Origin of the sequence: Stanieria cyanosphaera PCC 7437, assembly GCF_000317575.1 — a bacterium.
Classification (GTDB): domain Bacteria; phylum Cyanobacteriota; class Cyanobacteriia; order Cyanobacteriales; family Xenococcaceae; genus Stanieria; species Stanieria cyanosphaera.
Genome location: NC_019748.1, coordinates 4,009,994 through 4,032,364, shown reverse-complemented (window position 1 = coordinate 4,032,364; position 22,371 = coordinate 4,009,994). Strand labels below are relative to the sequence as shown.

The window sequence follows — 22,371 nt, the reverse complement described above, 5'->3', positions numbered from 1 at the left end:
TAACCAATGACCCATGATTCTAGTCAATCTAATCCTCAAGCAATAGAATCTTTAGGCAAATTACTAGATTTATTGTCCGAGTTAAAAGAAACTGAATCTACTCAAATATCCGAAGTAGAGAAGCAAAACAAACAGCCTAATTACAATAGTGCTGCTGAATTAAATCTTAATTTTTCTTCTCCTGATCAAGATAAAAAAAAAATAGTTTCTTCTCAACAGCATTCACCTCAACCAAATGTGGATGCTACTTCTATTTCTTTTTCTGCTTCCACTCCTCAATCATCAAAAAAACTTTCTAATTCGATTTCTAAAAAACCTTTTGTTCGTAGTGTCAATTCCTTTAAAGAAACAGAAATACAGCAATCGATTGTTAAATTAGAACAACAACTAATCAACAATCAATCTGAAGTCAAAGAGATCGCTGATTCAGTTAATTCTTTGTTACCGTTAATTAGTGAATTACTACGTTTCCAACTCAAAAACTCTCAAGATTCGATTTTAGAAGCACTCGTTCCTGTTATAGATCGTGTCATTAAACAGCGCTCAAGTAAAGATCCCCAAAGTATGGCAGAAGCGATCGCAGAAATTTTACCCAATGCCATTACCCAAAAAATCAAAATTGAACCTCAAACCATTGCTAAAGCGATCGCTCCAGAAATAGCTCATTCAATCACAGAACAAATTCGTCTTGATCGCAATGCAATTTCAAAAGCTTTGGGTTCAGAAATGGGTAGAGCGATTAAAAGTCAGATTGAACTAGAAAAAGATGCTATGGTAGATGCGCTTTATCCCGTGATTGGCGATACCATCTCTAAGTATATGGTAGAGGTCATCAAATCAATCAATGAAAAGGTTGAGAATGCTCTTAGTATTGACGGAATTAAGCGCAAAATTCGTGCCAAACTTCGAGGAGTATCCGAAGCAGAATTAATTCTCTCTGAAGCAATTGACTGTCAAATTCAAGCTATTTTTTTAATTCATAAAGCTAGCGGCTTAATTATTCGTGAAGTTCAACCCAATACTGAATATCATTTAGAAGCAGATTTAGTTGCAGGAATGCTAACAGCGATCCGAAGTTTTGCTAATGATTGTATGGCATCGGATTCGGAATTAGATTTAATCAATTATGGCAACTTTCAAATAGCTATTGAAGTAGCAGGATACTGTTATTTAGCCATAGTAATTAAAGGAAATCCCTCCAAGCAATATCGAGAAAAGATTCGCAACATTCTTAGTTTAATTGTGCTGCAATATAGCGATGAAATTCGAGAATATAATGGCGATCCCCAGACTATTCCTGATTCAGTCGACAGTTCACTTCAACAACTAATCGAAGTCAACGAAAAATCGAACAAATCCCGCTCTCCAAAAACTTTACTATGGTTAATAGCGATTTTACTAGGCGGTATTTTAATTCCTTGGGGAACAATTCAATACCGTAGTCATGTATCTCAACGTCTGGAAGAAAAAACTGCGATCGCTTTAGATGCAGCGCCAGAGTTATCGGTTTATCGTTTAATTCCTACTGTTGCCAAAGGTAAATTGACTTTAGTAGGAAGAGTACCTAATGATCAACTTCGTACTCAAGCAGGAGCGATCGCGGGTAAAATTGCTCAAGAGGCTAATTTACAACTAAACAATCAAATTATTGCGGTCAATCTACCACCAAATCCTGGTTTTACTGCTCAAGAGGTTCAACGAGTAACAACTTTAATTAATCAACTACCAGAAGTAGCTGTTCAAAGTCGTTATGAGGCGACAACTGTTACCGTGTCAGGATTTGTCCTTGATGAGCGTCAATTACCGCTTCTTCCCATCGCATTTCAGCAGATACCAGGAGTTGATACTGTAGTGATTAATACTAGTAAAGAGTTACCGACAATCAACACCGCTTTGTACTTTGAACTTGGCGTAAGTCAATTAAATGCCGATAGTTATAGTAAGATTAAAAATGTTAAGAATTTTCTTGAGCAATATCCACAATTAAATTTGCGATTGACTGGTTATAGCGATCGCTTAGGTTCGAGAAGTAAGAATCAACAAATTAGCCAAGAGCGTGCTAATAATGTCAAAGCTGCATTAGTTGCTCAAGGAGTAAACCCTAAACGCTTAGAAGTCACTTTTAGTTTAGACTACCCTCCTAACGTAACTCAAGCTGATCCAATCTGGTTGAGTCGATGTGTGCAGTTTGACCCTTTGATCCCGAAAAAAAATACATAATTCATCGGTATCTTATATATTATCGTTGAACAAAAAGTTCGAGATATATCGCCAAACGAAGCTTTATTTTTAACTTTTAATTTATTATTGAAAGTATTACGAGAAGCTTGCTCATTAATTTAATAAACTCTGAAACTATGCCAGAAATTGCTAAAAAAATATGCTTAGTAGGAGATTTTAGTGTAGGCAAAACTAGCTTGATTCGTCGTTTTGTGGAGGACAAATTTAGCGATGATTATTTATCTACTGTCGGAGTTAAAATTTCTCGTAAATCAATTTCATTATCATCAGAACAAAAGTATCAACAACTCAATTTAATTATTTGGGACGTTGAAGGTCACACCAAATTCAAATCTATTACTACTAACTATCTTACAGGTGCAAGCGGTTCAATTATTGTGGGTGACGTAACTCGCAAAGAAACTTTAGACCGAATCAAAACTCATCTTGAGCTTTTTCTGCAAATTAATCCTCAAGGAATTGCTATTATCGCTTTAAACAAATCTGATTTGATTGCTTCAGAAAAGTTACAAAAATTGGCTAGTTTATATAATTTTGATAACTATCCTCAAGTAGTCAAAACCTATATAACTTCTGCTAAAACTGGAGTCTACGTTAATCAAATTTTTGAAGTTTTAAGTATTAGAATTCTCAACCCTAATTAATTCTTAAAATTAGTTACTAACTTTTGACCTCTGTTCCTTGTAGAGATTATACTAAATCCTTGAAGATAACTTTTCTCTACACAAATTTTTTAGTTCAAAGATCTTAATTTTAAGCAAGCGATCGGGCATAGTAAAATTAGAAATTTACAAATTTTTCTAATCAAAGCAGATGGTATTAACTTCAGCTAAAATTTGTTTGCCCAAACATATACAATACGTCATTATAGATTGTCATTTGAACATTCTTGGATATTCTGAAAACTTTATTGATTTTCTAGAAGACCCTAATTTTTTAAAAGCAGGAGTAGATATTAGAAAAGTCTTACCAGAATTATTGGGTTATGAAGCTATTTTAAACGAAATTTATCAAGATAAACAAGCAGATTATTCTTTACGCACAATTAATCGCCAAATCAATTCCAAGTCAACTATTTACTACGATTTATATATTGAAAAATATAATTTAGCCGAACATCAAGCCTTAATCATTTTTATTGAAGATGTTACTTCACAGATTAACTTAGAACAAATTTTAACTCAAAAAATTAATGAATATAGTTTAATTCACGAATCAACTTATTTATGGAATGAACTAGTTAAATCTAATTATTTTTATGAGCAAATTATTACTGCTATGGCAGATGCTCTAATCGTTACTAGTGAAACAGGTATTATTAAAGCTATTAATCAAACTACTTTAGATTGCTTGGGTTATAGTAAAACAGAATTAATCAATCATTCAATTACCCAAATCATTGCCGATCCAAATTTACCTTTAGATGAAATTCAACAATACCTTCTCAGTCAAGGCGATTATCTAAAAAATTTTGAAGTCTCTTTTTATACCAAATCAAAACAGTTAATAACTCTTAGTCTAGCTTGTTCAATTATTAAGATAGAATCAGAAAATTCTTATGATTTTATTTATCTTGGTCGAGATATTACTAAAATAAAACGCTATCGAGACAAACAAACTACTCAATATCATATTTCTCAAATTCTGGCTTGTAGTAATAATTTTGCCCAAGCTGCTCCTAAAATTATTAAAACAATTTGTGAGCATTGTGGTTGGGTGTGGGGAGAATTTTGGTTACCAGAGCAAAATAATTTAATCAATCTAGAAACAGACCAATTATTACATTGTCAAACAACGTGGTTTCAACAAGAATTAATTAAATTAAACAGTAAAAATTTTGAAACAACTACTAAACAAATTTTACTTCAAATAGGAGAAGGAATAGCTGGTCAAGTTTGGCAAAATCAATTATTTGACTGGCTTAATAATCTAACTGAAGTAATTGAACCACAACGAAAAAATCTAGCTTTAGAAATAGGATTAGTTACAGGATGTAGTGTACCAATTATTAATGATGGTTTAGTTTTAGGAGTAATGACTTTTCTTTGTCAACAAACCATTGAACCAGATGAAGAATTACAGCAAATGTTTTTAACTATTGGTAATCAAATTGGTCAATTTTTGCAGCGTCAAAAAGTAGAATTAGCTTTACGACAACAACAACAGCAAACTGAAAATTTACTCCGCAATATTTTGCCCGAATTAATTGTTAAACGTATTCAAACTCAACAAAGTACAATCGCGGATCATTTTGTAGCAGTTAGTGTACTTTTTGCAGACTTGGTGAACTTTACTGAATGGTTTAATCTTTTACCACCAACAGAAGTAGTCGAAATTCTCAACGAAATTTTCTCCGAATTTGATCGTCTTAGCGAACAGTTTGGTTTAGAAAAAATTAAAACAATTGGAGATGCTTATTTAGTTGTAGGAGGATTACCTCAATTGTCTCATAATCACGCCGAATCTATTGCAGAAATGGCGTTAGCTATGCAAAAAGCGATCGCACAATTTAATGCTGAAACAGATAAAACTTTAAGTCTAAGAATTGGAATTAATACTGGTGAAGTAGTAGCGGGAATTATTGGTACTAAAAAATTTACTTATGATTTATGGGGAGATGCGGTTAATATTGCCCGTCGTATGGAATCTCAAGGAATACCTGATACTATTCAAGTTAGTGCTACTACCTATAAATTATTAAAAGATAAATATTATTTTCAAACTAGAGGTGTAATTAGTGTTAAAGGAAAAGGTGAGATGAAAACTTATTTATTAACTGGGAAAAAATCAAACATATAGAAAAAGTTATTATGAATCTAGATTCAATTCCAGCGTGGGTAAAAACTGTTGAAGAAGCCAAAAAAATCCAAGAAGAATTAAGATTTAAAGTTATTCAAGAAGATCGATTATCCGAAGTGAATTATGTAGCAGGAGTTGATGTTGGTTTTAAAAATAACTATACTATTACTCAAGCAGCAGTAGCAGTCTTAAATTATCCTGAATTAACATTAGTTGAACAAGCCCTAGCTACTATTCCCACTACCTTTCCTTACATTCCTGGATTTCTTTCTTTTCGAGAAATACCTGCCATAATTGAAGCTTTAAAACAATTAACAATCACTCCAGATTTAATTTTATGTGATGGACAAGGAATAGCTCATCCTCGTCGTCTAGGAATAGCTTCTCATTTAGGAGTATTGATTGATGTCCCAACGATTGGTGTAGCTAAATCAATCTTAATCGGAAAACATCAAGAAGTTCCACCAGAAAAGGGTAGTTGGACACCTTTAATAGATCGAGGAGAAACGATTGGAGTTGTCTTAAGATCTCGCTTTAATGTCAAACCTATTTATATTTCAATTGGACATAAAATTAGTTTAAATACTGCCATTAATTATGTAATGGGTTGTCTCACTAAATATCGTTTACCAGAAACAACTCGTTGGGCAGATCGATTAGCGTCTATTTAAATAACTTATAATTTATTTGAAAATTGATGCGAATTTAAATAATTATCTAATTGCCAAACATATTTACGAAAATTAGAGTAAGTATGTTCAATTGAATTAGTTAATTGAAAAGCAGGTAAAAAATTGGTATTGATTCCGAGATAATTTAGATAACAAAAAAAAGAATTATAAGTTTTAATTGTTTCTGCATCAGCTAAATTTAAATAATATATTTTTATTAAGTCTTTGCTTTGCCAATAGTAACTATCATCAAGGTTATTGTGATTAATTGTAATCATTTCATTTTCAAAAAAAGGCAATTTTAAAGTCTTATTTAAAGCTTGATAAAACCATTGATGTTGAATCGTAGTAATAAAATTGACTCCAAGAATATTTAGTAAAGTGATTACACTTAAACTAAGTGCAATTATTGTTCCTTGCCTTAAAGACATAGGCACTTTTTTAGATAAAGACAAAGCAGATATTTCAGTAATTTGGAAATTATTTACCTGAAAATAAGATTGCCAGTGTTGTTCACCAAACAATGATTCACTAGTTAATAATGTATTAGGTTGCTTAAGTTGAATATTGATATTGCCAATTAAATCATTTTTCCAAAAAATAACTATTCCGTAATTATTTTGATCTGGCAGATTAATTAAACAACGTTTTTGTTGCCAACATTCTTGGGCAAACATATATCCTTTTTTATAAATAAAGTTATCTTGCTCAACTAAATAAATTTGTAAGGATTCTTGAAGCATTTATTTATAATTTTAAAAATAAAATTATTTTTGAATAACTTCAATTTTAAAAGCATTTCTGAACAATAACCAGATTAAACCTTTAGATTTCATCCAATCTTGATATAAAAATTGCTAAATCTTTTTCTACTTAATCTAAACTTCAAAAAAAGCAAAATTTGTTGCTCAGTTAAGGCAAATTTAAATCTTAAAATTACAATTTTTGTTTGGAAAGGAAACAGAGTTTTCTAAGTTACTTGGCGATTAACTATCTAATTAATTATGTTGTAAATAGCGATCTCGCTCAAGCGCGAGGTGCTGCGCGAGAGGTTAGCTCTTGAGGAACGCGATCGCGTTAAAGTTAAAATAATTTAGAGAGATCTTGTGGTTGTAATAAAAATTCGCGCTTACGGTCTTTTGGTGGGGTAGTAAAATCAAAGTTGTCAGGAAGTTGCAAAATTTGCTCGGTAGAAAACCCAGAATTGTTTTTAAATTTTTGTTCTTCTTGTTCAAATTGCTGCTTACCTTCTTCAAAGAATCTTTGCGCTGCTGTTGGAGTGAATAAACCGTTTGTAACCAACGTTAAATTATCCGCAATTAATGTTGGTGAAGTTGAATTAGCTTGAGCAACATCAGTAGAGCTAGCCATAACTAAAACAAAAGCAAGTACAAGTTTCTTAATCATTTTGTCCTCCTGTTTTAATTTACTTTTAATCAGGGAGACAGATCTTCTCTCTATACTATTGTGACAAATTTTTGATTTTTAGTTATTTAAAAAATAGAAATAGTTTTTCCTTATTCAAGGTTAACATTTTTCAGGCGATCGCGATTCATCTCATCAATAATAAGTTTTAATTTTATTGTTCTTCAACAGAATCAATTTGCCAGTGAGCCTTAAGATAGTTTTTAATCTCAAAAAAACTGTCCCAAGCTAGATAAGCTTTATTTTCTTCATCCAAATAATCTTTAAGGCGATCGCGTGCAAAAACTAAATCAGCTTTTAATGCCATATTAATATCAGTCAAAGAATCACCAATGGCAATAGTTTCTAAAGCATTATATTGAGACATTACTTTAACTTTAGCTACCAATTCTGTATCTGCTTCAAAATCTGAATAAACAGTTAAATATTCACCACTAGTATCAATATCAACAGCAAAAATATCAGTAACTTTAGTAATTAAAAATTGATTATTTTCTGGGCGACTAAGAACAGTTTTTACCATATCTCTTAAACCACCAGAAATTACGATCAAAGGAACATTTTGACTATTTAAAAAATCTAATAACTCTTTAAACCCAGGACGAATTGGTTTAGTTACAGCGTAATTAATAATTTCTGGATAAAGTCTAGTCGGAATTGATTCTAATATTTTCCTTACACCTTCTCTTAAAGTAAGCTTTTTAGCATACATTAAAGGCATAATCTGCTCTGATAAATCAGGAGCAAATTCTTTCAACATCCCTGCAAAAGTTTCAACAGCAGTAATTGTGCCATCAAAATCACAAAAAACAATGCTTTTATATTTCATCACTTTTGGTTAGGCAGAAACTTTCATTGAAGGTAAACTTGGTTCTTTCAAAGTAGAAACAGGAAAAATTTGTGAGGTTGTACCAATCACTGACAAATTAACTTTAGTTCCTACGGCTACTGCTTTATGAGCGGTCGTACGTGCGTGTAACCTTTTTCCTGAAGGTGTTTCCAGACAATAACGATATTCTCTACCTAAAAATTGTCTGTCTTTTACTACTACTGTGGCATTGTCATCAGGAGTTAAAATTAAATCTTCTTGAGGTAACATCAATTCACCCCAATCATAACTATAATTAGATTGAGAATTTGGTATTGCTAATTCGCCAATTTCTGTAGTCCAAAACTCACCACTACGTTTAGCTGGCAAAAAATTAGCCTGAGTGACAAATTCGGCAACAAATCGAGAAGCTGGTTGAACATAAATTTCTTCTGGTGTTCCTATTTGTTCTAGTTTTCCCTGACGCATAACGGCAATTTTATCGGAGATAGCTAAAGCTTCTTCTCGGTCATGAGTAACAAAGATAGCTGATGTTCCTGCTGCTTTGAGAATAGAACGAATTTCTTCTCTAAGTCGATGACGGACTTGAACGTCTAAATTACTTAAAGGTTCGTCTAGTAAAATTAAAGCAGGTTGAGGAGCTAAAGCTCTGGCTAATGCAATTCGCTGTTGCTGACCACCAGAAAGTTCATGAGGGTAACGTTTCTCCAAACCACTCAATCCTACCAAAGCTAAAACTTCTGCTACTCTTTGCTTAATTTGGGGACGAGGTAGAGAACTTTTTTTACTTTTTAAACCAAAAGCAATATTGTCAGCGACGTTGAGATGAGGAAACAAAGCATAGTCTTGAAAAACCATCCCTGTATTGCGTTTTTCAGGTGGTAACCAGCAACCTTGACCACAAACTATTTGTTCTGCGAGAACGACTTTTCCTCCAGAAGCTGATTCAAATCCAGCAATAATTCTTAGTAGAGTAGTTTTGCCACAACCCGAAGGACCTAGTAATCCTAAAATATCTCCTTGTTCTAGAGTTAGACTAACATCGTCTACTGCTGGACTTTTACTGTGGGGAAACTGTTTAACAATACCTTCTAATTGAAGAATTACTGATTGGGTCATGGATTTGTCTAACTACGATGAGAAAATGAAATGTAAGTTTTTAAGAATTGTTCTCAACAATTACCAACTAATATATCATCGAAGCCAGACTCTAGTTAAGAATTACTATCAAGCAATAATTATTTGATGCCCAATTAATTTAAATTTAAGATGAATTTACCTGTAGATATCATCTTTGTTCCTCATGGTGCAGAATATCAAGCAGTAGAACAAGGATTAAAGCAAACTAATACAGATATAAAGCTATTATCGATTCCAATGGGTGGTAAAGCTGTAGCTAAATATTGCCAACAATTAAAAAATAAATCTTGGCAACATTCAGGCAATCGAGTTTTAATTTTGGGTTTGTGTGGTAGTTTATCTTCTGACGAACAAATTGGTGACGTGGTTTTATATCAAGATTGTCTTGCTGCTAGTAAGAGTTCATCTTTAGAAAAGCAGATTTATCAGACTGATGTACCACTTACTAATTTAATTACTTGCCAATTAACCACAAAATTTTCCTTAGTCCGAGGAGTAAGTTGCGATCGCATTATTACTAAGGTTGAAGAAAAATTGTCTTTAGCTCAAGTATATCAAGCTGATGTGGTCGATATGGAGGGAGTAGCAATTTTACAAGCATTACCAGATTGTTCGGTAGCTATCCTTAGGGTAGTGAGTGATGATTGTCGTTATAACTTGCCTGATCTTAATTATGCTTTTGATCGCGATCGCGGTCAACTAAAAACTATACCTTTAGCCGTTACCTTAATTTCCCAACCACAAGCAGCAGTGAGATTAATTAAAGGTGCGACCAAAGGGCTAAAAGTTTTACAACAAATTACGACTCAATTGTTTAGTAGTAAATAAGGAGAATTCTTGACATCCTCCCTACTCAATCTTTATAAATCATTTAGTTAACAGCAGTGCTAGGATAACAAACTTTTGTTCCGCCTAAACCACAATAACCGTTAGGATTCTTCGCCAAATATTGCTGATGATACTCTTCGGCGTAATAAAATTCAGGCGCGTCTAAAATTTCAGTTGTAATTTCGCCATAACCAGCTTGAGTTAATTCCTTTTGATAAGCTTCTAAAGATGCCTCAGCTAGTTTTCTTTGCGTTTGATCATAAACATAAATTCCAGAACGATACTGAGTACCAACATCGTTTCCTTGGCGCATTCCTTGAGTGGGATTATGACTTTCCCAAAATACTTTGAGTAAATCTTCGTAACTAATCTGGTTAGGATCGTACACAACCAAAACCACTTCGTTATGACCAGTCATTCCCGTACATACTTCGTGATAAGTAGGATTCGGTGTATATCCAGCAGCATAACCTACCGCAGTTGAGTAAACACCTTCTTGCTGCCAAAATTTTCTTTCTGCACCCCAAAAACAACCAAGTCCAAATAATGCCGTTTTCATTCCTTCAGGAAAAGGAGGCTTAATTCTATTGTTATTGACATAATGCCTTTCTTGGACTGGCATAACTTCTGCCCTTCCTGGTAAAGCCTCTTGAGGTGAAGGCATCGCTGCTTTTTTGCCAAAACCAAATAGTACCATAATGAGCAAAATCCTTTACTAAAATTAATTTCCTTTACATTTATTAATATATCAATTGTTAATTGTCCTTTGTCGGCTAGTATCTTGAGTGATGAAATAACCAATGACCAATGACCAACGTAGAGACGCGATATATCACGTCTGTACTATTGACTAACAACCTCATCAGCAAAACTTTGACGACGTTTAAAATGAAATGGGCCAGCTAGAGAACCCCAAACTAACTCATCTGTGCCAGGATCTCGTCCGCGGTCGTAACTAATTAAAGTTTCTTGATCGATAATAAAACTATTGTCTAAATAGGTTGTTTTGCCTTGACGTTCGACAATACAAGCTTTACCTGGTTTAATTTCGCCGTGAAAACTGTTGTTTTTCCAGATTACATTCATATCGCAACCTGGTAGTTTTTCGATTAAATCGGGTGTTAGATTCTTTAAGCGATCGCGATCGCGAGAAGCCCCATAAAATTTTTCTTCTTCTTTAACTTTGTAGTTTTCTAGTTCGATACGGTTTTCAACTACACTTAGTTTAAATACCCTCAGACGATAGGGACGATTTAACATATAATCATATGCCTGTTCCAAAAAAAGACTAGTTCCATCTAATATGGAATCTGGAAGAGGACGCATACAAACGCGAATGTGTGCAAAAAAGGGTGGATTTTCAAAAGCTTGTTCTTGATTGCTAAAATCTGCTGCCATCAGACGGGCTAAAGCTTTTACATCAGTAGAATGAGTCATTTCAGTTATCAGTTATCAGTTATCCGTAGAGACGTTCCATGGAAAGTCTCTACACCAGTTAATACCATGCCATAAATCGGTATTTTGCAATAGGAAATATTTTTTTTATTTTTTCCTCTTTAAGAGGAGGCTTGTAATCGACTTAGCCCTCAACAATTCACAATTAACCAAGCTACTGAATTGTAACTAACGGAGGCATTAAACGGTCTAAAACTTGTTGTAGCACCATTGCTGTCCAATCAATATCAGCTTCAGTGGTATCTTTGCCTAAAGTTAAACGAATTCCTCTTTTAGCAGCAGCCTCACTATAACCCATAGCAAGCAAAACTGGACTAGGGTTGAGTTTCCCACTGTGACAAGCCGAACCCGCACTAATGCCAATGCCTGCTAAATTTAACTGACGAACGATGGTTTTTCCTGTAACGTTCTGCGTTTTAGCAGCAAAAAACTCACTCAAAATAAAACTAACATGATGAGGTAAACGATACAAGCGATCGCCTGTAGGAATTAAATAAGGATAATCTGCTAAAAGATCGAATAAACGATCGCGTAATCCTCTTAAACGCATCGCTTCTGAAGTTAATTCTTGTGCAGCTAATTCCGCTGCGACTCCAAACCCTGCGATCGCAGGTAAGGCTTGAGTACCTGAACGCAGTTTTAATTCTTGTCCACCACCATTTAACAAAGGTACTAAATTAACACCATTACGAACGTATAAAGCACCAGCCCCTTGAATTCCATAGATTTTGTGGGCAGACAAAGAAAGTAAATCTACTCCTAATTGTTGGACATCAATTGGGATTCTTCCTGCTACCTGTACGGCATCGGTATGAAATAAAATTCCGTGACTGTGGGCGATTTGGGCTAATTTCTCAATTGGTTGTAGCGTTCCAATTTCGCTTTGTCCATAGATAATTGAAATTAAAATCGTATTGGGTTGGATAGCTGCTTGTAAATCGAGAGGATTGATTCTACCTTGACGATTAACTGGTAAACGAGTTACTTGCCAACCCCATTGTTCTAATAATTTCGCAGCTTCTGCGATCGCGGAGTGTTCGACACTAGAGATAATTAAATGTTGAGGAGTAGCATAGGTTCTGGCTACGCCCATAATTGCCAGACTATCAGATTCTGTGCCACCAGAAGTAAAAATAATTGATTCAGGATGATCAGCATTAATCAAACTAGCTACTTGCATTCTAGCTGTTTCTAAGACTGTAGCAGCCCTGCCTCCCCAAGTATGAAGACTGGAAGGATTACCCCATTGCTGAGTCATAACTTGATGTACTTTAGCCATTACATCTAGATGGGGGGGAGTAGTCGCGCTATAGTCTAAATAAATTTGCATAGATTTTGAGTTATTTAGTCATAAAAGACAAATAATTTGAATAAATTTAATTTTTTAGCTACTTTTTATTTTCTCATTTTCAGATGAGTCTTGAGTTTTATTGTCAGATCAAGTCTGTCTAATTATTTATAATTAACTTGATCGTATTCCTTTTTTTCTTGTTGCTTCTTGTCCTCTATTGATCTCAGGTTTGTATCTTAACAAAATTATTAGTTACTAAAATCTGCCTCCTGGTTTGACTACATTGTAGTCCTCATGGGAGATGACAGCTTCAGGAATAAGTAGATCACCACAATCGCGACAAAGTAGACGATAGTTACGAGTAACAGGAATACTAATCACAAAGCGATCGTGACGTAACCGCTTACCATGAAATTGGCGATAGTCTGGTTGATTTTGTAATTGTGTCATAATCCGACGAGATTTAATCACAACATTTTTGGGTAAATTTCTTAAATCAATCGGATCTTCGGCAAAAGTAGCCTCCCATTCTAATTTATGCTGTCGTTTTTGATTAAGATCGGATTTGCGTTGGGCGCAATAATGGCAAATTTGACCATAACCTTTATGCCCGCAAGGAAATTTTTTTTTTCTCCTCGACATACCACCTTCTCTAAAAAATTGAATTGTTTTGATTCGTTTTTCTCTTGACAGAAAAAGACCTGCTTTTATTCAAATTACAGAAAGAGGGTAACGCGGAAAAGAGTCTTAGTAATTTGTTATGTATGAATAGTTACGCCGATATTTACTAGTCAGTGGACAATAATCAAATTAAAAGCCTGATAATAATTAAGATGTAATGTCATTGATTACTTCGTTGGCTGAGTTAGTTTAAGATTTTTAAAGTGTTGCTTATGTTACATTCTGCTTTTGATGCCGAAACCACTCGCAAGTCATTTGAGTTACCAGGGGCTAAACCTCACTACAATCCCGATCGCCCTGGACAAGTTCAAGATATTTTTTTAGATTTAGTGTTGGATCTTCCTAATCAAAGTTTTCAAGGTATTTGTACAATTACTTTGATGCCAATTCGTTCAGGAATTAAGCAGTTAACTTTAGATGCCGTAGATTTACAAATTGAATCGGTGGCAATTGCTGGAGTTAGTCAACCCTTTGATTATGATGGCGAACAACTAAAGATTGAGTTAATTGAAGCGACTACCACAGCTAATTTAGAAATTGCGATCGCGTACAAAGTCGATCATCCACAACGGGGACTGTACTTTATTAGTCCCACAGAAAATTATCCAAATAAACCAACGCAAGTGTGGACACAAGGCGAAGATGAAGATTCTCGTTTTTGGTTTCCCTGTTTCGATTATCCCGGTCAATTGGCAACTTCGGAAATTCGGGTTCGTGTTCCCAAAAAATTTATGGCTATTTCTAACGGGGAATTAGTCAACACAGAAGAAGTAGGGGAAGACAAGATTTATCATTGGCAGCAAAAGCAAGTTCATCCTACTTACTTAATGACTTTAGCTGTAGGAGATTTTGCCGAATTAAAAGATGAATGGAATGGCATTCCCATAACTTACTACGTTGAAAAAGAAAGAGAAGCAGATGGTCAACGAAGTATGGGGAAAACTCCCCGTATGATGGAATTTTTAACTCAAAAATACGGTTATCTTTATCCTTTTCCTAAATATGCCCAAGTTTGTGTTGATGATTTTATTTTTGGAGGGATGGAAAATACTTCTACTACTTTATTAACAGATCGTTGTTTGCTAGATCAAAGGGCAAGTTTAGATAATATGAGGACAGAAAGTTTAGTCCTGCATGAACTCGCCCATCAATGGTTTGGTGATTTAGTAGTAATTAAACATTGGTCCCATGCTTGGATCAAAGAAGGGATGGCTTCTTATGCCGAAGTGTTGTGGACAGAATACGAATACGGAAAAGATGATGCTGCCTATTATCTTTTAGGTGAAGCCCGTAGTTATTTAGATGAAGACAGTTCTCGCTACCGTCGCCCCATTGTAACTAATATTTATCGAGAAGCGATCGAACTTTATGACCGTCATCTTTATGAAAAGGGTGCTTGTGTCTATCATATGATTCGGGCTATTTTAGGCGATGAATTATTTGACCGCGCGATCGCGACTTTTGTGCAGAATAATGCCCATCAAACAGTAGAAACGATTGATTTATTAAGGGCAATTGACCAAGCCACTGGTTACAATTTAGCCTTTCTTTTCGATCAATATGTTTTTCGTGGCGGTCATCCTGATTATAAAGTAGCCTACTCTTGGGATGGAGATAGTAATCTCGCTACTCTCACCGTTACCCAAACCCAAGGAAAAGATAATAGTAAGGATTTATTCGATTTAAAAATTCCTGTCGCTTTTGGTTACATAGTAGAGACGTTGCTTCGCACCCTTCGGGAACATGAAACGTCTTTACAGGATCAATCTTCCTTACAAACCTTTACCCTGCGTATTCATCAACAGGAACAAAGTTTTTATTTTCCTTTGGAGAAAAAACCCGATTTTGTTAGTTTCGATGTCGGTAATAATTTTTTAAAAACTGTTACTCTAGAGTATCCATTGCCCGAACTCAAAAATCAACTTCAATATGACCCCGATCCCATTTCCAGAATCTCTGCTGCGATCGCATTAGGAAAAAAAGGTGGAATTGAAGCAATTAAGGCTTTAGAACAATCTCTGACTAATGATTCTTTTTGGGGAGTTAGATTAGAAGTTGCCAAACAACTAGGTAAAATTACTCTTCATCAAGCAGCCGAAGCCCTCATCCCTGGTTTACAAGACTCTGATGCTAGAGTACGAGGGGCAGCCATAGAAGCCTTAAGCAATTTTCAAACCATTCAAGCTTACGACACCATTAAACAAGCTTTAGAACAAGGTGATCCTAGTTACTACACCGAAGCCACTTCTGCACGTTGTTTAGGTAGTATGGTGACAGGTAATCTTAAAGACAAAACAACCGAAACAATTACCTTACTTCAACAAATCTTAGAACAACGCGCTGGTTGGAATGAAGTCGTTCGCGGAGGCGCGATCGCAGGATTGAGTCAAATGAAAACCTCTCCTGTGGCTGCGGACACAATCATTGAATACACTAAATCGGGTGTACCACAACCCTTACGTTTAGCAGCCATTCGCGCTTTGGGAACAATTTCTACTGGACAAACTCCTGACAAAGTTGAAGAAATTTTAGCCCAATTAAAATCTTTATCAGGAGAAAGTTTCTTTTTAACCCAAGTAGCGGTTGCTTCTGCTTTGGGACAAATGCAAACCCCTAGTGCGATCGCTTTACTTCATACTCTAGCCTCTCAAAGTCCTGATGGTAGAGTCAAAAGAATAGCAGAAGAAGCCGTAGAAAAAGTTCAAAAAAATCTTGGTGGAGACAAAGCAATTCAAGAATTACGTCAAGAAATCGAACAACTCAAAGCAGAAAATCTTGACCTAAAAAGTCGTCTGACTAAATTAGAAACAACTGCCAATTAAAGATTACTTTTTATTAACATAAACGGGACATTTAATTTAAAGCGATCGTAGATCTGCTGCTGAAGACAGATCGTAGTTAAAAGAATAGTCCTGTTTTTTTATTTTTATTAACATTACCGTAAATTCAACAGTAATTTATTATATTTTTATAAATTTAATTTTTAGTATTTTTATTTTCTCTGTACTTTAAACAAATAGTTATTTTAAATAATATTATTTTAATTTTATCTCTTAAATAAAAACCTTACTAATACGGATGTATATTATTTTGTAACTAGATATACTCATAAACAACAAAATGATAAATTAACTCAACTTTTACAACAGATATCAATAAAAAATGAAAGAATCGAAGTTATTCAATTCGCAAATTTTTGCTGCAAGTGTAACTGGTTTGTTAGTTATTCTTGCAACTCCTCAAATAGGTTTAACTCAAACTAGTCCTAGTCAAATGACCCTAACAGGAACACTTAGAGATTTTAAAGCTTATCGTAATACTAGTGGCAACATCGATCCTAATGGACATCCTGATTTTGAAAGAAAACCCGGTACAGATAAAAATCCTGCTGGTCAATTTTTTAACTATGGTTTAGACCCAAATATTACTACTAATACAATTAGTTCTGATAAAAAACCAGTTTATAAAGATGGAAGTTATTCTACAACTAATCAAACAAATTTCGATCAGTGGTATCGAGATGTAGCAGGAGTTAATCAAAGTATGAGTTATCCAATTACTTTAAACTATGATAGTTCAAGCAAAAAATATATCTATGAAGATAATTCTTTTTTTCCGATAGATAATCAATTATTTGGTAATCAAGGACGTACTCATAATTATCATTTTACCTACGCAATCAATTCTCAATTTACTTACCAAGGAGGAGAAACTTTTAAATTTATTGGTGATGATGATGTTTGGGTTTATATTAATGGACAAAAAGTAGTTGATCTTGGTGGAGTTCATAGCGCAAACACTGGTAGTGTAACTCTAGATACGGCTAAAGCGCAGCAATTAGGATTACAAGTAGGCAAAACTTATGATTTTGATTTCTTTTTTGCCGAAAGACACACTACCGAATCTCATTTTCGCATTGAAACTACTCTCGCTTTTGTAACGCTTCCTGATTAATTCATTTTATAAATCTACACATTCAGACGAAGGAAGTAGAATTAATATTTGCGTTTTGTTAATAGCTAAAAAATATTTATTTGTGGAGCAGATTAATTAAATATAAGAAGCTACAATCAGCCATAAAATAGGTGAGATTAATTTAAAAATCTGACCTGTTTTTTTTGTTATTTTAAGTTTTAGGATCGAAAGCATCCCTTAATCCATCACCAAGATAATTAATACTTAATACCGTTAAAAAAATGGCTAAACCTGGAAAGATAGCTATATGAGGAGCAGATGTTAGATAATTTTGAGCATCATATAACATTCTTCCCCAAGTTGGAACATCAGGCGGGAAACCTAAACCCAAAAAACTTAAAGTCGATTCGGTAATAATAGCATTACCTACCGATAAAGTTGCAGCAACAATAATAATTCCTAAAACATTTGGTAACAGATGAATCCAGATTAAACGAGATGGTTTAGCACCAATTGCTTGGGCTGCACTAACAAATTCCATTTCTTTCAAAGTCAAAATATTAGCTCTAACTAATCTGGCTACAGACATCCAATTGAGTCCACCAATTACCAAAACAACTAACAAAAAAATTCCGAATTCTGGTCCCGCAATTTTCTTAATTGAATCTCGAAATAAATAAACAATTAATAATAATAATGGTAAATGTGGTAAAGCTAAAAATAAATCTGCAATCCGCATTAAAATTCCATCAATTATTCCACCATAAAAACCTGCGATCGCCCCAATTAAAGTTCCCCAAAAAATTGCTACAATCATTGCCGTAATTCCTACAGTTAATGAAATTCTTCCTCCTTGTAAAACTCTTGCCAACTGGTCTTGTCCTAGATCGTTTGTACCAAACCAATGTTGCCAAGAAGGAGGTGCAGCAGACTGACTAAAATCAATTTTATCGATGGGAATAGGATAAATAATTGGACCAAAAATAACAGCTAAAACAATAACCGTTAAAATAATTGTACCTAATACCGCAGTGCGATCGCGCTTGAATTTTAGCCAAGTATCGCGCCACAAACTAATAGATAATCTTTCTCTTAAATTAATTGAATCAGAAGTTGAGAGATTCATTAACAAACCAAAAGCTAGAACATCTATCAAACTAGCAACTTATGAACTAACTTTTAATCTTCATTTTTGTCAATACGGAAGCGTTCTACTGAAGACAGTAAATCACGAGCAATACTTACCAGATTTTGGAGTGCGCCAGCTACTCGTTGAGATTCTTGAGAAGTGGCTTGAGCAGTTAATTCCACCGATTGCATAACTTGCGCCACTGCCCGAGAATTTTCCCTCTGTTCAACAGTATCAGCAGTAATTGAGCGTACTAAAGTATCAATTCGATTAGATACCTGAATAATATCTTCCAGAGCCGTTTTAGCTTGTTCTGCCCTATCAGTAACGTCAATTACCTCCTGGATACCTTCTTCCATTGCCGTCATTACTGAACCAGTTTCACTTTGAATTTGCAAAACAATTTGCTCAATTTCCTTCAACGATTTAGCAGATCTATCTGCCAATTGTCTTACCTCATCAGCAACTACTGCAAAACCTCTACCCGCTTCCCCTGCTTTAGCTGCTTGAATCGAAGCATTTAAAGCTAGTTGATTAGTTCTTTCGGCAATTGTCGAAATCAACAACACAATTTTGGAGATTTCTTGAGATGCTTCTGCCAATCGTTTTACTTTACGGGCTGTTTCTGATACAGTTTCTCTAATTTGAAAAATTCCAGCTACAGTACGGTCTACTGCTTTACCACCTTTAAGCGCAGTTACAGAAGATGAACGAGCAACTTCTTCAGCTTCACGAGCATTTTCTGCTACCCGTTCAATTGATTCAGTCATCATTTGTACTGAATTAAGAGTCACGGCTAATTCTTCAGCCATTCGTAACGCTTCGCTAGACTGATTCCGAGCAAATAATTCACTATCTGTAGAACCTTTATTTACTTGCTCTGCTGCTTGTTTTACCTGACGGACAATTTCTCTAAGACTTTGAATAGTTAAGTTAAAAGCATCTGCTACTGCACCCAATACGTCAGCCGTTACTGTCGCTTGTACGGTTAAATCTCCTCGGGCTGCTCCTTCTACGTCATCTAGCAATCGAATTACTTGACGTTGTAAATCTTCTTTTGCCTGTTCAGTCTCTTCTGCTCTTCGTTGCGCTTCTTGGGTAGTAGTTAAAATAACCTTTGTCATTCGATTAAATCGAGTCGCTAACATCCCAAATTCATCGCGCGAGTACACTGTTGCTTTGGCGTTGAGGTTACCTTGATAAACATCATCAAACTGATTTTCTAAATCTTTAGTAGCTTGTTCGATTTGTTTAGCTGTGAGATTACCAAAGAATATTGCCGTCCCAAAGCTAGCAACCCCAGCAACTAAAGCCATTAACGCACTATTTCTTGCTCCCGAGGCAGTATTATCTTCCTTATTGATTGCTGTACCAACTAATCCAATTGTCAACACAGCAAAAAGTGACACCACTCCAGTAACACTAGCAGTAATCAATTGTTTTTTCTGGATAGGAGCATTGACAAATCCAGCTAACAACCCCTGCCGAGTTTCAACACTCGGTTCAATTACTATATCTGCAACATGACTGATTTGACTAATCTGACTAGCTTCGTTTTCCTCTATGCCAATCAGGCGATTTTCCTGAAAAACATCATTATTAGGGCTAAGATGACTAGAGTGACCAGCATTATCAGCCACGTTAAATAAACCAGTATCGGGAAGACCTTGTTCTAATTCTTCTAAATCAAAAAAACTACTATCAATTTCATCAAACTCAAGTTCATCCTGATAGTCTGATTCATCTTCTTCAGCATGATCGTTTAAATTTCTCTTATAGCGATCGCTGTAAGACTCTGTTAAAATCGTATCTACGTCTAGATCTGAACTATAGTTTTCATCACCAATAAAGTTAGTATCTCCCAAAAAATTAGTATCTTCTGGTGCATGAGATCCAGAACCATACAATGATTCATTCTCATCTTCTTCATCAACCATGAAGGTTTTTACATTATTTCTTGAAGCATTAGCATTTGACTCGTCAAATTTTGCTTCCGAAGCTTCAAAATCTTCAAATTCATAACTTGACTCAACTTGGGCTGACAAATCCTGTTCTACTTCTTCTGGCTCAAATTGCGCAAAAGGATCGTTTTCGCTATAGTTTTGGTCAAAGGTATTCTGTTTTGAAAAAGCTGAAGCAGGTTCGATTTCGTTAAAGCTGTCCCAATTTTCCTTTTCTTCTACCCCAAAAGGATTAGTAAAAGTCGATTCTTTTTCTAAATAGCTCTCAGCATTCTGATTTACTTCAGACAAATCTTCTAACTCAAGATCATCTAATTGAAAACCATAATTATTCTCATGCTCAAAGTCATTATGATCACTGTCTAAATCAGGAGTAAAACTTGTTTCGTTCCAGTTTTCTGCTAGCTCAAAATCCTGAGAAAAAGCCCCTTCTTCTACATCAAACTGCTCAAAATTTTGCTCAGATGAAGCTTGTTGCTGTAATTGCTTAACTTGTTCAATACCATGATAGGCATAATCCAAGATCTCCTGATCTTGACTCAGTTCCGATGCTAATTCATATTGTTGTTGAGCTAAATCATAATTTTGAAAGCCATAGCAATAAATATGACCCCTTAATAAAAGAACATGGGGATCTTCAGGAAAATCCTCTGCTAAACGATCAATAATTTCAGCAGCCTGATTAAAATTTCCTTGTAAGTAAGCTTTTTCTGCTTGCCCGTATTCGTTTGAATAGTTAGTTTCTGATGCCATTTGCTTTCTGTCAAATTAAATCTAATTGTGGTCGCTCTTACTAGATTCCCTGCTTCTGGCTTAAATTTTGCATAACTTTTAATAGTTTCAAGGAGCTTAGTTAGTATATTAGGATGAGTTTAGTATAATAAGTAACTTAATAACAGCGATCGCTTTACGCTGCCCATCTGGCAGAACGCAAAACATCTACTTGATCTAGTAATCTCAAAATTCGAGTAGAATCGTTATCTAATTTCCACTGTTTATGTATAAAAGGAGCCATACTATCAGATAAATTAGTTGCTACCTCTAGTTTTTCTGTATCAAGCCAGTCCATTCCGCCAATACGGTCAATTGCTAAGCCAATAATCTGTTCTTGATGTTCAATTGCTATTACTGGTAGAGTTGGTCTATCAGTATTGAGAATTCCTGAGTCAGCTAAAAATTGTCCCAAATCAGCCACCCAAATGATTTTACCTCGCAAGTTAATAGTTCCTAATAAAAGCGGCGAGGCGTTAGGAATGGGTGTAATATGATCGGGACTAGGATGCATAACTTCAGCAATACCTGTAGCTGGTAATGCCAATTCTTCACCAGAAGCTAAATAGAACCGCAAATGCAATTCTCCTTCAGGATTATCTAAAGGTTTGATTTCTAGTGATAATTCTTGCTCGTTACCGATAAGTAGTTCCGAATTGCTAACCATATTAAATAATGTAGTTTTTTCTGAAATATCTTATCTAAATACTTTTGAAAACTTATGAATCTTATGCCCTCAAAAGCTGTTTGACTGTACCAATTAACTCTACAGGTTGAAAAGGTTTAGCAATATAAGCATCTGCTCCCTGTTTCATGCCCCAATAGCGGTCAAACTCTTCTCCCTTAGAAGAACACATTACCACAGGAACATTTTGGGTTTTGGGATCAGCTTTTAGCCTTCGACACAATTCATAACCATTCATGCGGGGCATCACAATATCCATCACTACTAGATCTGGACTAAATTTTTCTAGATGCTCTAATGCCTCAACCCCATCACAAGCTACTACAACTTTCAGTCCACTACCTTTAAGTAGATCCGAAATCATTTGTCTTTGCGCCAAGCTATCTTCTACAATCAGAACTTTACTCATAATATGTTATCTGACAACATTGCATACTCGAACGCTTAATTTTACTAAGCTAATAATTTACTTTTAAAAGCAGACTGATTAACTTAATATATCTTTGTTTATCCTTCATGGCATGACTCCTCCTCAATTTATTATTTTTGA

General features: G+C 34.9%; 19 protein-coding genes. 7 read left to right on the top strand and 12 right to left on the bottom strand.

Going from position 1 to position 22,371, the window contains the following annotated elements:
* Positions 1 to 6 precede the first annotated feature (6 nt).
* The 4 genes from STA7437_RS17545 (at position 7) to nfi (ending at position 5,711) form a co-directional block, all read left to right on the top strand.
* On the top strand, positions 7 to 2,220 hold the full coding sequence (locus STA7437_RS17545) for an OmpA family protein (protein ID WP_015194731.1): 2,214 nt from the start codon (positions 7 to 9) through the stop codon (positions 2,218 to 2,220).
* Between the two features lie 137 nt (positions 2,221 to 2,357).
* The gene (locus tag STA7437_RS17540) at positions 2,358 to 2,885 is read left to right on the top strand and encodes a Rab family GTPase (protein ID WP_015194730.1); all 528 of its coding nucleotides are present in this window, start codon (positions 2,358 to 2,360) and stop codon (positions 2,883 to 2,885) included.
* A gap of 169 nt (positions 2,886 to 3,054) precedes the next feature.
* Positions 3,055 to 5,040: an adenylate/guanylate cyclase domain-containing protein gene (locus STA7437_RS17535; protein WP_015194729.1), complete on the top strand. Its 1,986-nt coding sequence runs from the start codon at positions 3,055 to 3,057 to the stop codon at positions 5,038 to 5,040.
* Between the two features lie 11 nt (positions 5,041 to 5,051).
* Positions 5,052 to 5,711, top strand: a complete 660-nt coding sequence (nfi, locus tag STA7437_RS17530) for a deoxyribonuclease V (RefSeq protein ID WP_015194728.1) — start codon at positions 5,052 to 5,054, stop codon at positions 5,709 to 5,711.
* Positions 5,712 to 5,716: 5 nt separating this feature from the next.
* Here nfi and STA7437_RS17525 read toward each other — a convergent pair whose 3' ends face one another.
* From STA7437_RS17525 to STA7437_RS17510, 4 genes are all read right to left on the bottom strand, one after another.
* Entirely contained in the window at positions 5,717 to 6,454 is a 738-nt protein-coding gene (locus STA7437_RS17525) for a hypothetical protein (RefSeq protein WP_015194727.1), read from the bottom strand.
* 340 nt (positions 6,455 to 6,794) lie between these two features.
* On the bottom strand, positions 6,795 to 7,118 hold the full coding sequence (locus STA7437_RS17520; RefSeq protein ID WP_015194726.1) for a hypothetical protein: 324 nt from the start codon (positions 7,116 to 7,118) through the stop codon (positions 6,795 to 6,797).
* Between the two features lie 172 nt (positions 7,119 to 7,290).
* Positions 7,291 to 7,965, bottom strand: coding sequence for an HAD-IB family phosphatase (locus tag STA7437_RS17515; RefSeq protein WP_015194725.1), 675 nt, complete (start codon positions 7,963 to 7,965; stop codon positions 7,291 to 7,293).
* 9 nt (positions 7,966 to 7,974) lie between these two features.
* Complete coding sequence (locus STA7437_RS17510; RefSeq protein WP_015194724.1) at positions 7,975 to 9,084, bottom strand: ABC transporter ATP-binding protein; 1,110 nt, start codon at positions 9,082 to 9,084, stop codon at positions 7,975 to 7,977.
* Positions 9,085 to 9,234: 150 nt separating this feature from the next.
* On the opposite strand from STA7437_RS17510, the gene STA7437_RS17505 reads away from it, so the two are divergent.
* Positions 9,235 to 9,933: a 5'-methylthioadenosine/S-adenosylhomocysteine nucleosidase family protein gene (locus STA7437_RS17505; RefSeq protein WP_015194723.1), complete on the top strand. Its 699-nt coding sequence runs from the start codon at positions 9,235 to 9,237 to the stop codon at positions 9,931 to 9,933.
* 43 nt (positions 9,934 to 9,976) lie between these two features.
* Here STA7437_RS17505 and msrA read toward each other — a convergent pair whose 3' ends face one another.
* From msrA to STA7437_RS17485, 4 genes are all read right to left on the bottom strand, one after another.
* Entirely contained in the window at positions 9,977 to 10,630 is a 654-nt protein-coding gene (msrA, locus tag STA7437_RS17500; protein ID WP_015194722.1) for a peptide-methionine (S)-S-oxide reductase MsrA, read from the bottom strand.
* A gap of 146 nt (positions 10,631 to 10,776) precedes the next feature.
* Positions 10,777 to 11,370: a chromophore lyase CpcT/CpeT gene (locus STA7437_RS17495; protein WP_015194721.1), complete on the bottom strand. Its 594-nt coding sequence runs from the start codon at positions 11,368 to 11,370 to the stop codon at positions 10,777 to 10,779.
* A 172-nt stretch (positions 11,371 to 11,542) separates the two neighbouring features.
* Positions 11,543 to 12,718, bottom strand: a complete 1,176-nt coding sequence (locus STA7437_RS17490) for a cysteine desulfurase family protein (protein WP_015194720.1) — start codon at positions 12,716 to 12,718, stop codon at positions 11,543 to 11,545.
* A 216-nt stretch (positions 12,719 to 12,934) separates the two neighbouring features.
* Positions 12,935 to 13,321 (bottom strand): DUF7682 family zinc-binding protein, encoded by a 387-nt coding sequence (locus STA7437_RS17485; protein ID WP_015194719.1) that lies wholly within the window; start codon positions 13,319 to 13,321, stop codon positions 12,935 to 12,937.
* 251 nt (positions 13,322 to 13,572) lie between these two features.
* On the opposite strand from STA7437_RS17485, the gene STA7437_RS17480 reads away from it, so the two are divergent.
* Positions 13,573 to 16,182: a M1 family metallopeptidase gene (locus STA7437_RS17480; RefSeq protein WP_015194718.1), complete on the top strand. Its 2,610-nt coding sequence runs from the start codon at positions 13,573 to 13,575 to the stop codon at positions 16,180 to 16,182.
* A gap of 340 nt (positions 16,183 to 16,522) precedes the next feature.
* Positions 16,523 to 17,314, top strand: a complete 792-nt coding sequence (locus STA7437_RS17475) for a fibro-slime domain-containing protein (RefSeq protein ID WP_015194717.1) — start codon at positions 16,523 to 16,525, stop codon at positions 17,312 to 17,314.
* 172 nt (positions 17,315 to 17,486) lie between these two features.
* Here the strand turns inward: STA7437_RS17475 and STA7437_RS17470 are convergent, their stop codons facing one another.
* The 4 genes from STA7437_RS17470 to STA7437_RS17455 form a co-directional block, all read right to left on the bottom strand.
* Positions 17,487 to 18,401 (bottom strand): ABC transporter permease, encoded by a 915-nt coding sequence (locus tag STA7437_RS17470; protein WP_015194716.1) that lies wholly within the window; start codon positions 18,399 to 18,401, stop codon positions 17,487 to 17,489.
* Between the two features lie 53 nt (positions 18,402 to 18,454).
* Positions 18,455 to 21,118 (bottom strand): methyl-accepting chemotaxis protein, encoded by a 2,664-nt coding sequence (locus tag STA7437_RS17465; RefSeq protein ID WP_015194715.1) that lies wholly within the window; start codon positions 21,116 to 21,118, stop codon positions 18,455 to 18,457.
* A gap of 154 nt (positions 21,119 to 21,272) precedes the next feature.
* Positions 21,273 to 21,803, bottom strand: a complete 531-nt coding sequence (locus STA7437_RS17460; RefSeq protein ID WP_015194714.1) for a chemotaxis protein CheW — start codon at positions 21,801 to 21,803, stop codon at positions 21,273 to 21,275.
* A 61-nt stretch (positions 21,804 to 21,864) separates the two neighbouring features.
* On the bottom strand, positions 21,865 to 22,230 hold the full coding sequence (locus tag STA7437_RS17455; protein ID WP_015194713.1) for a response regulator: 366 nt from the start codon (positions 22,228 to 22,230) through the stop codon (positions 21,865 to 21,867).
* Between the last annotated feature and the right edge of the window lie 141 nt (positions 22,231 to 22,371).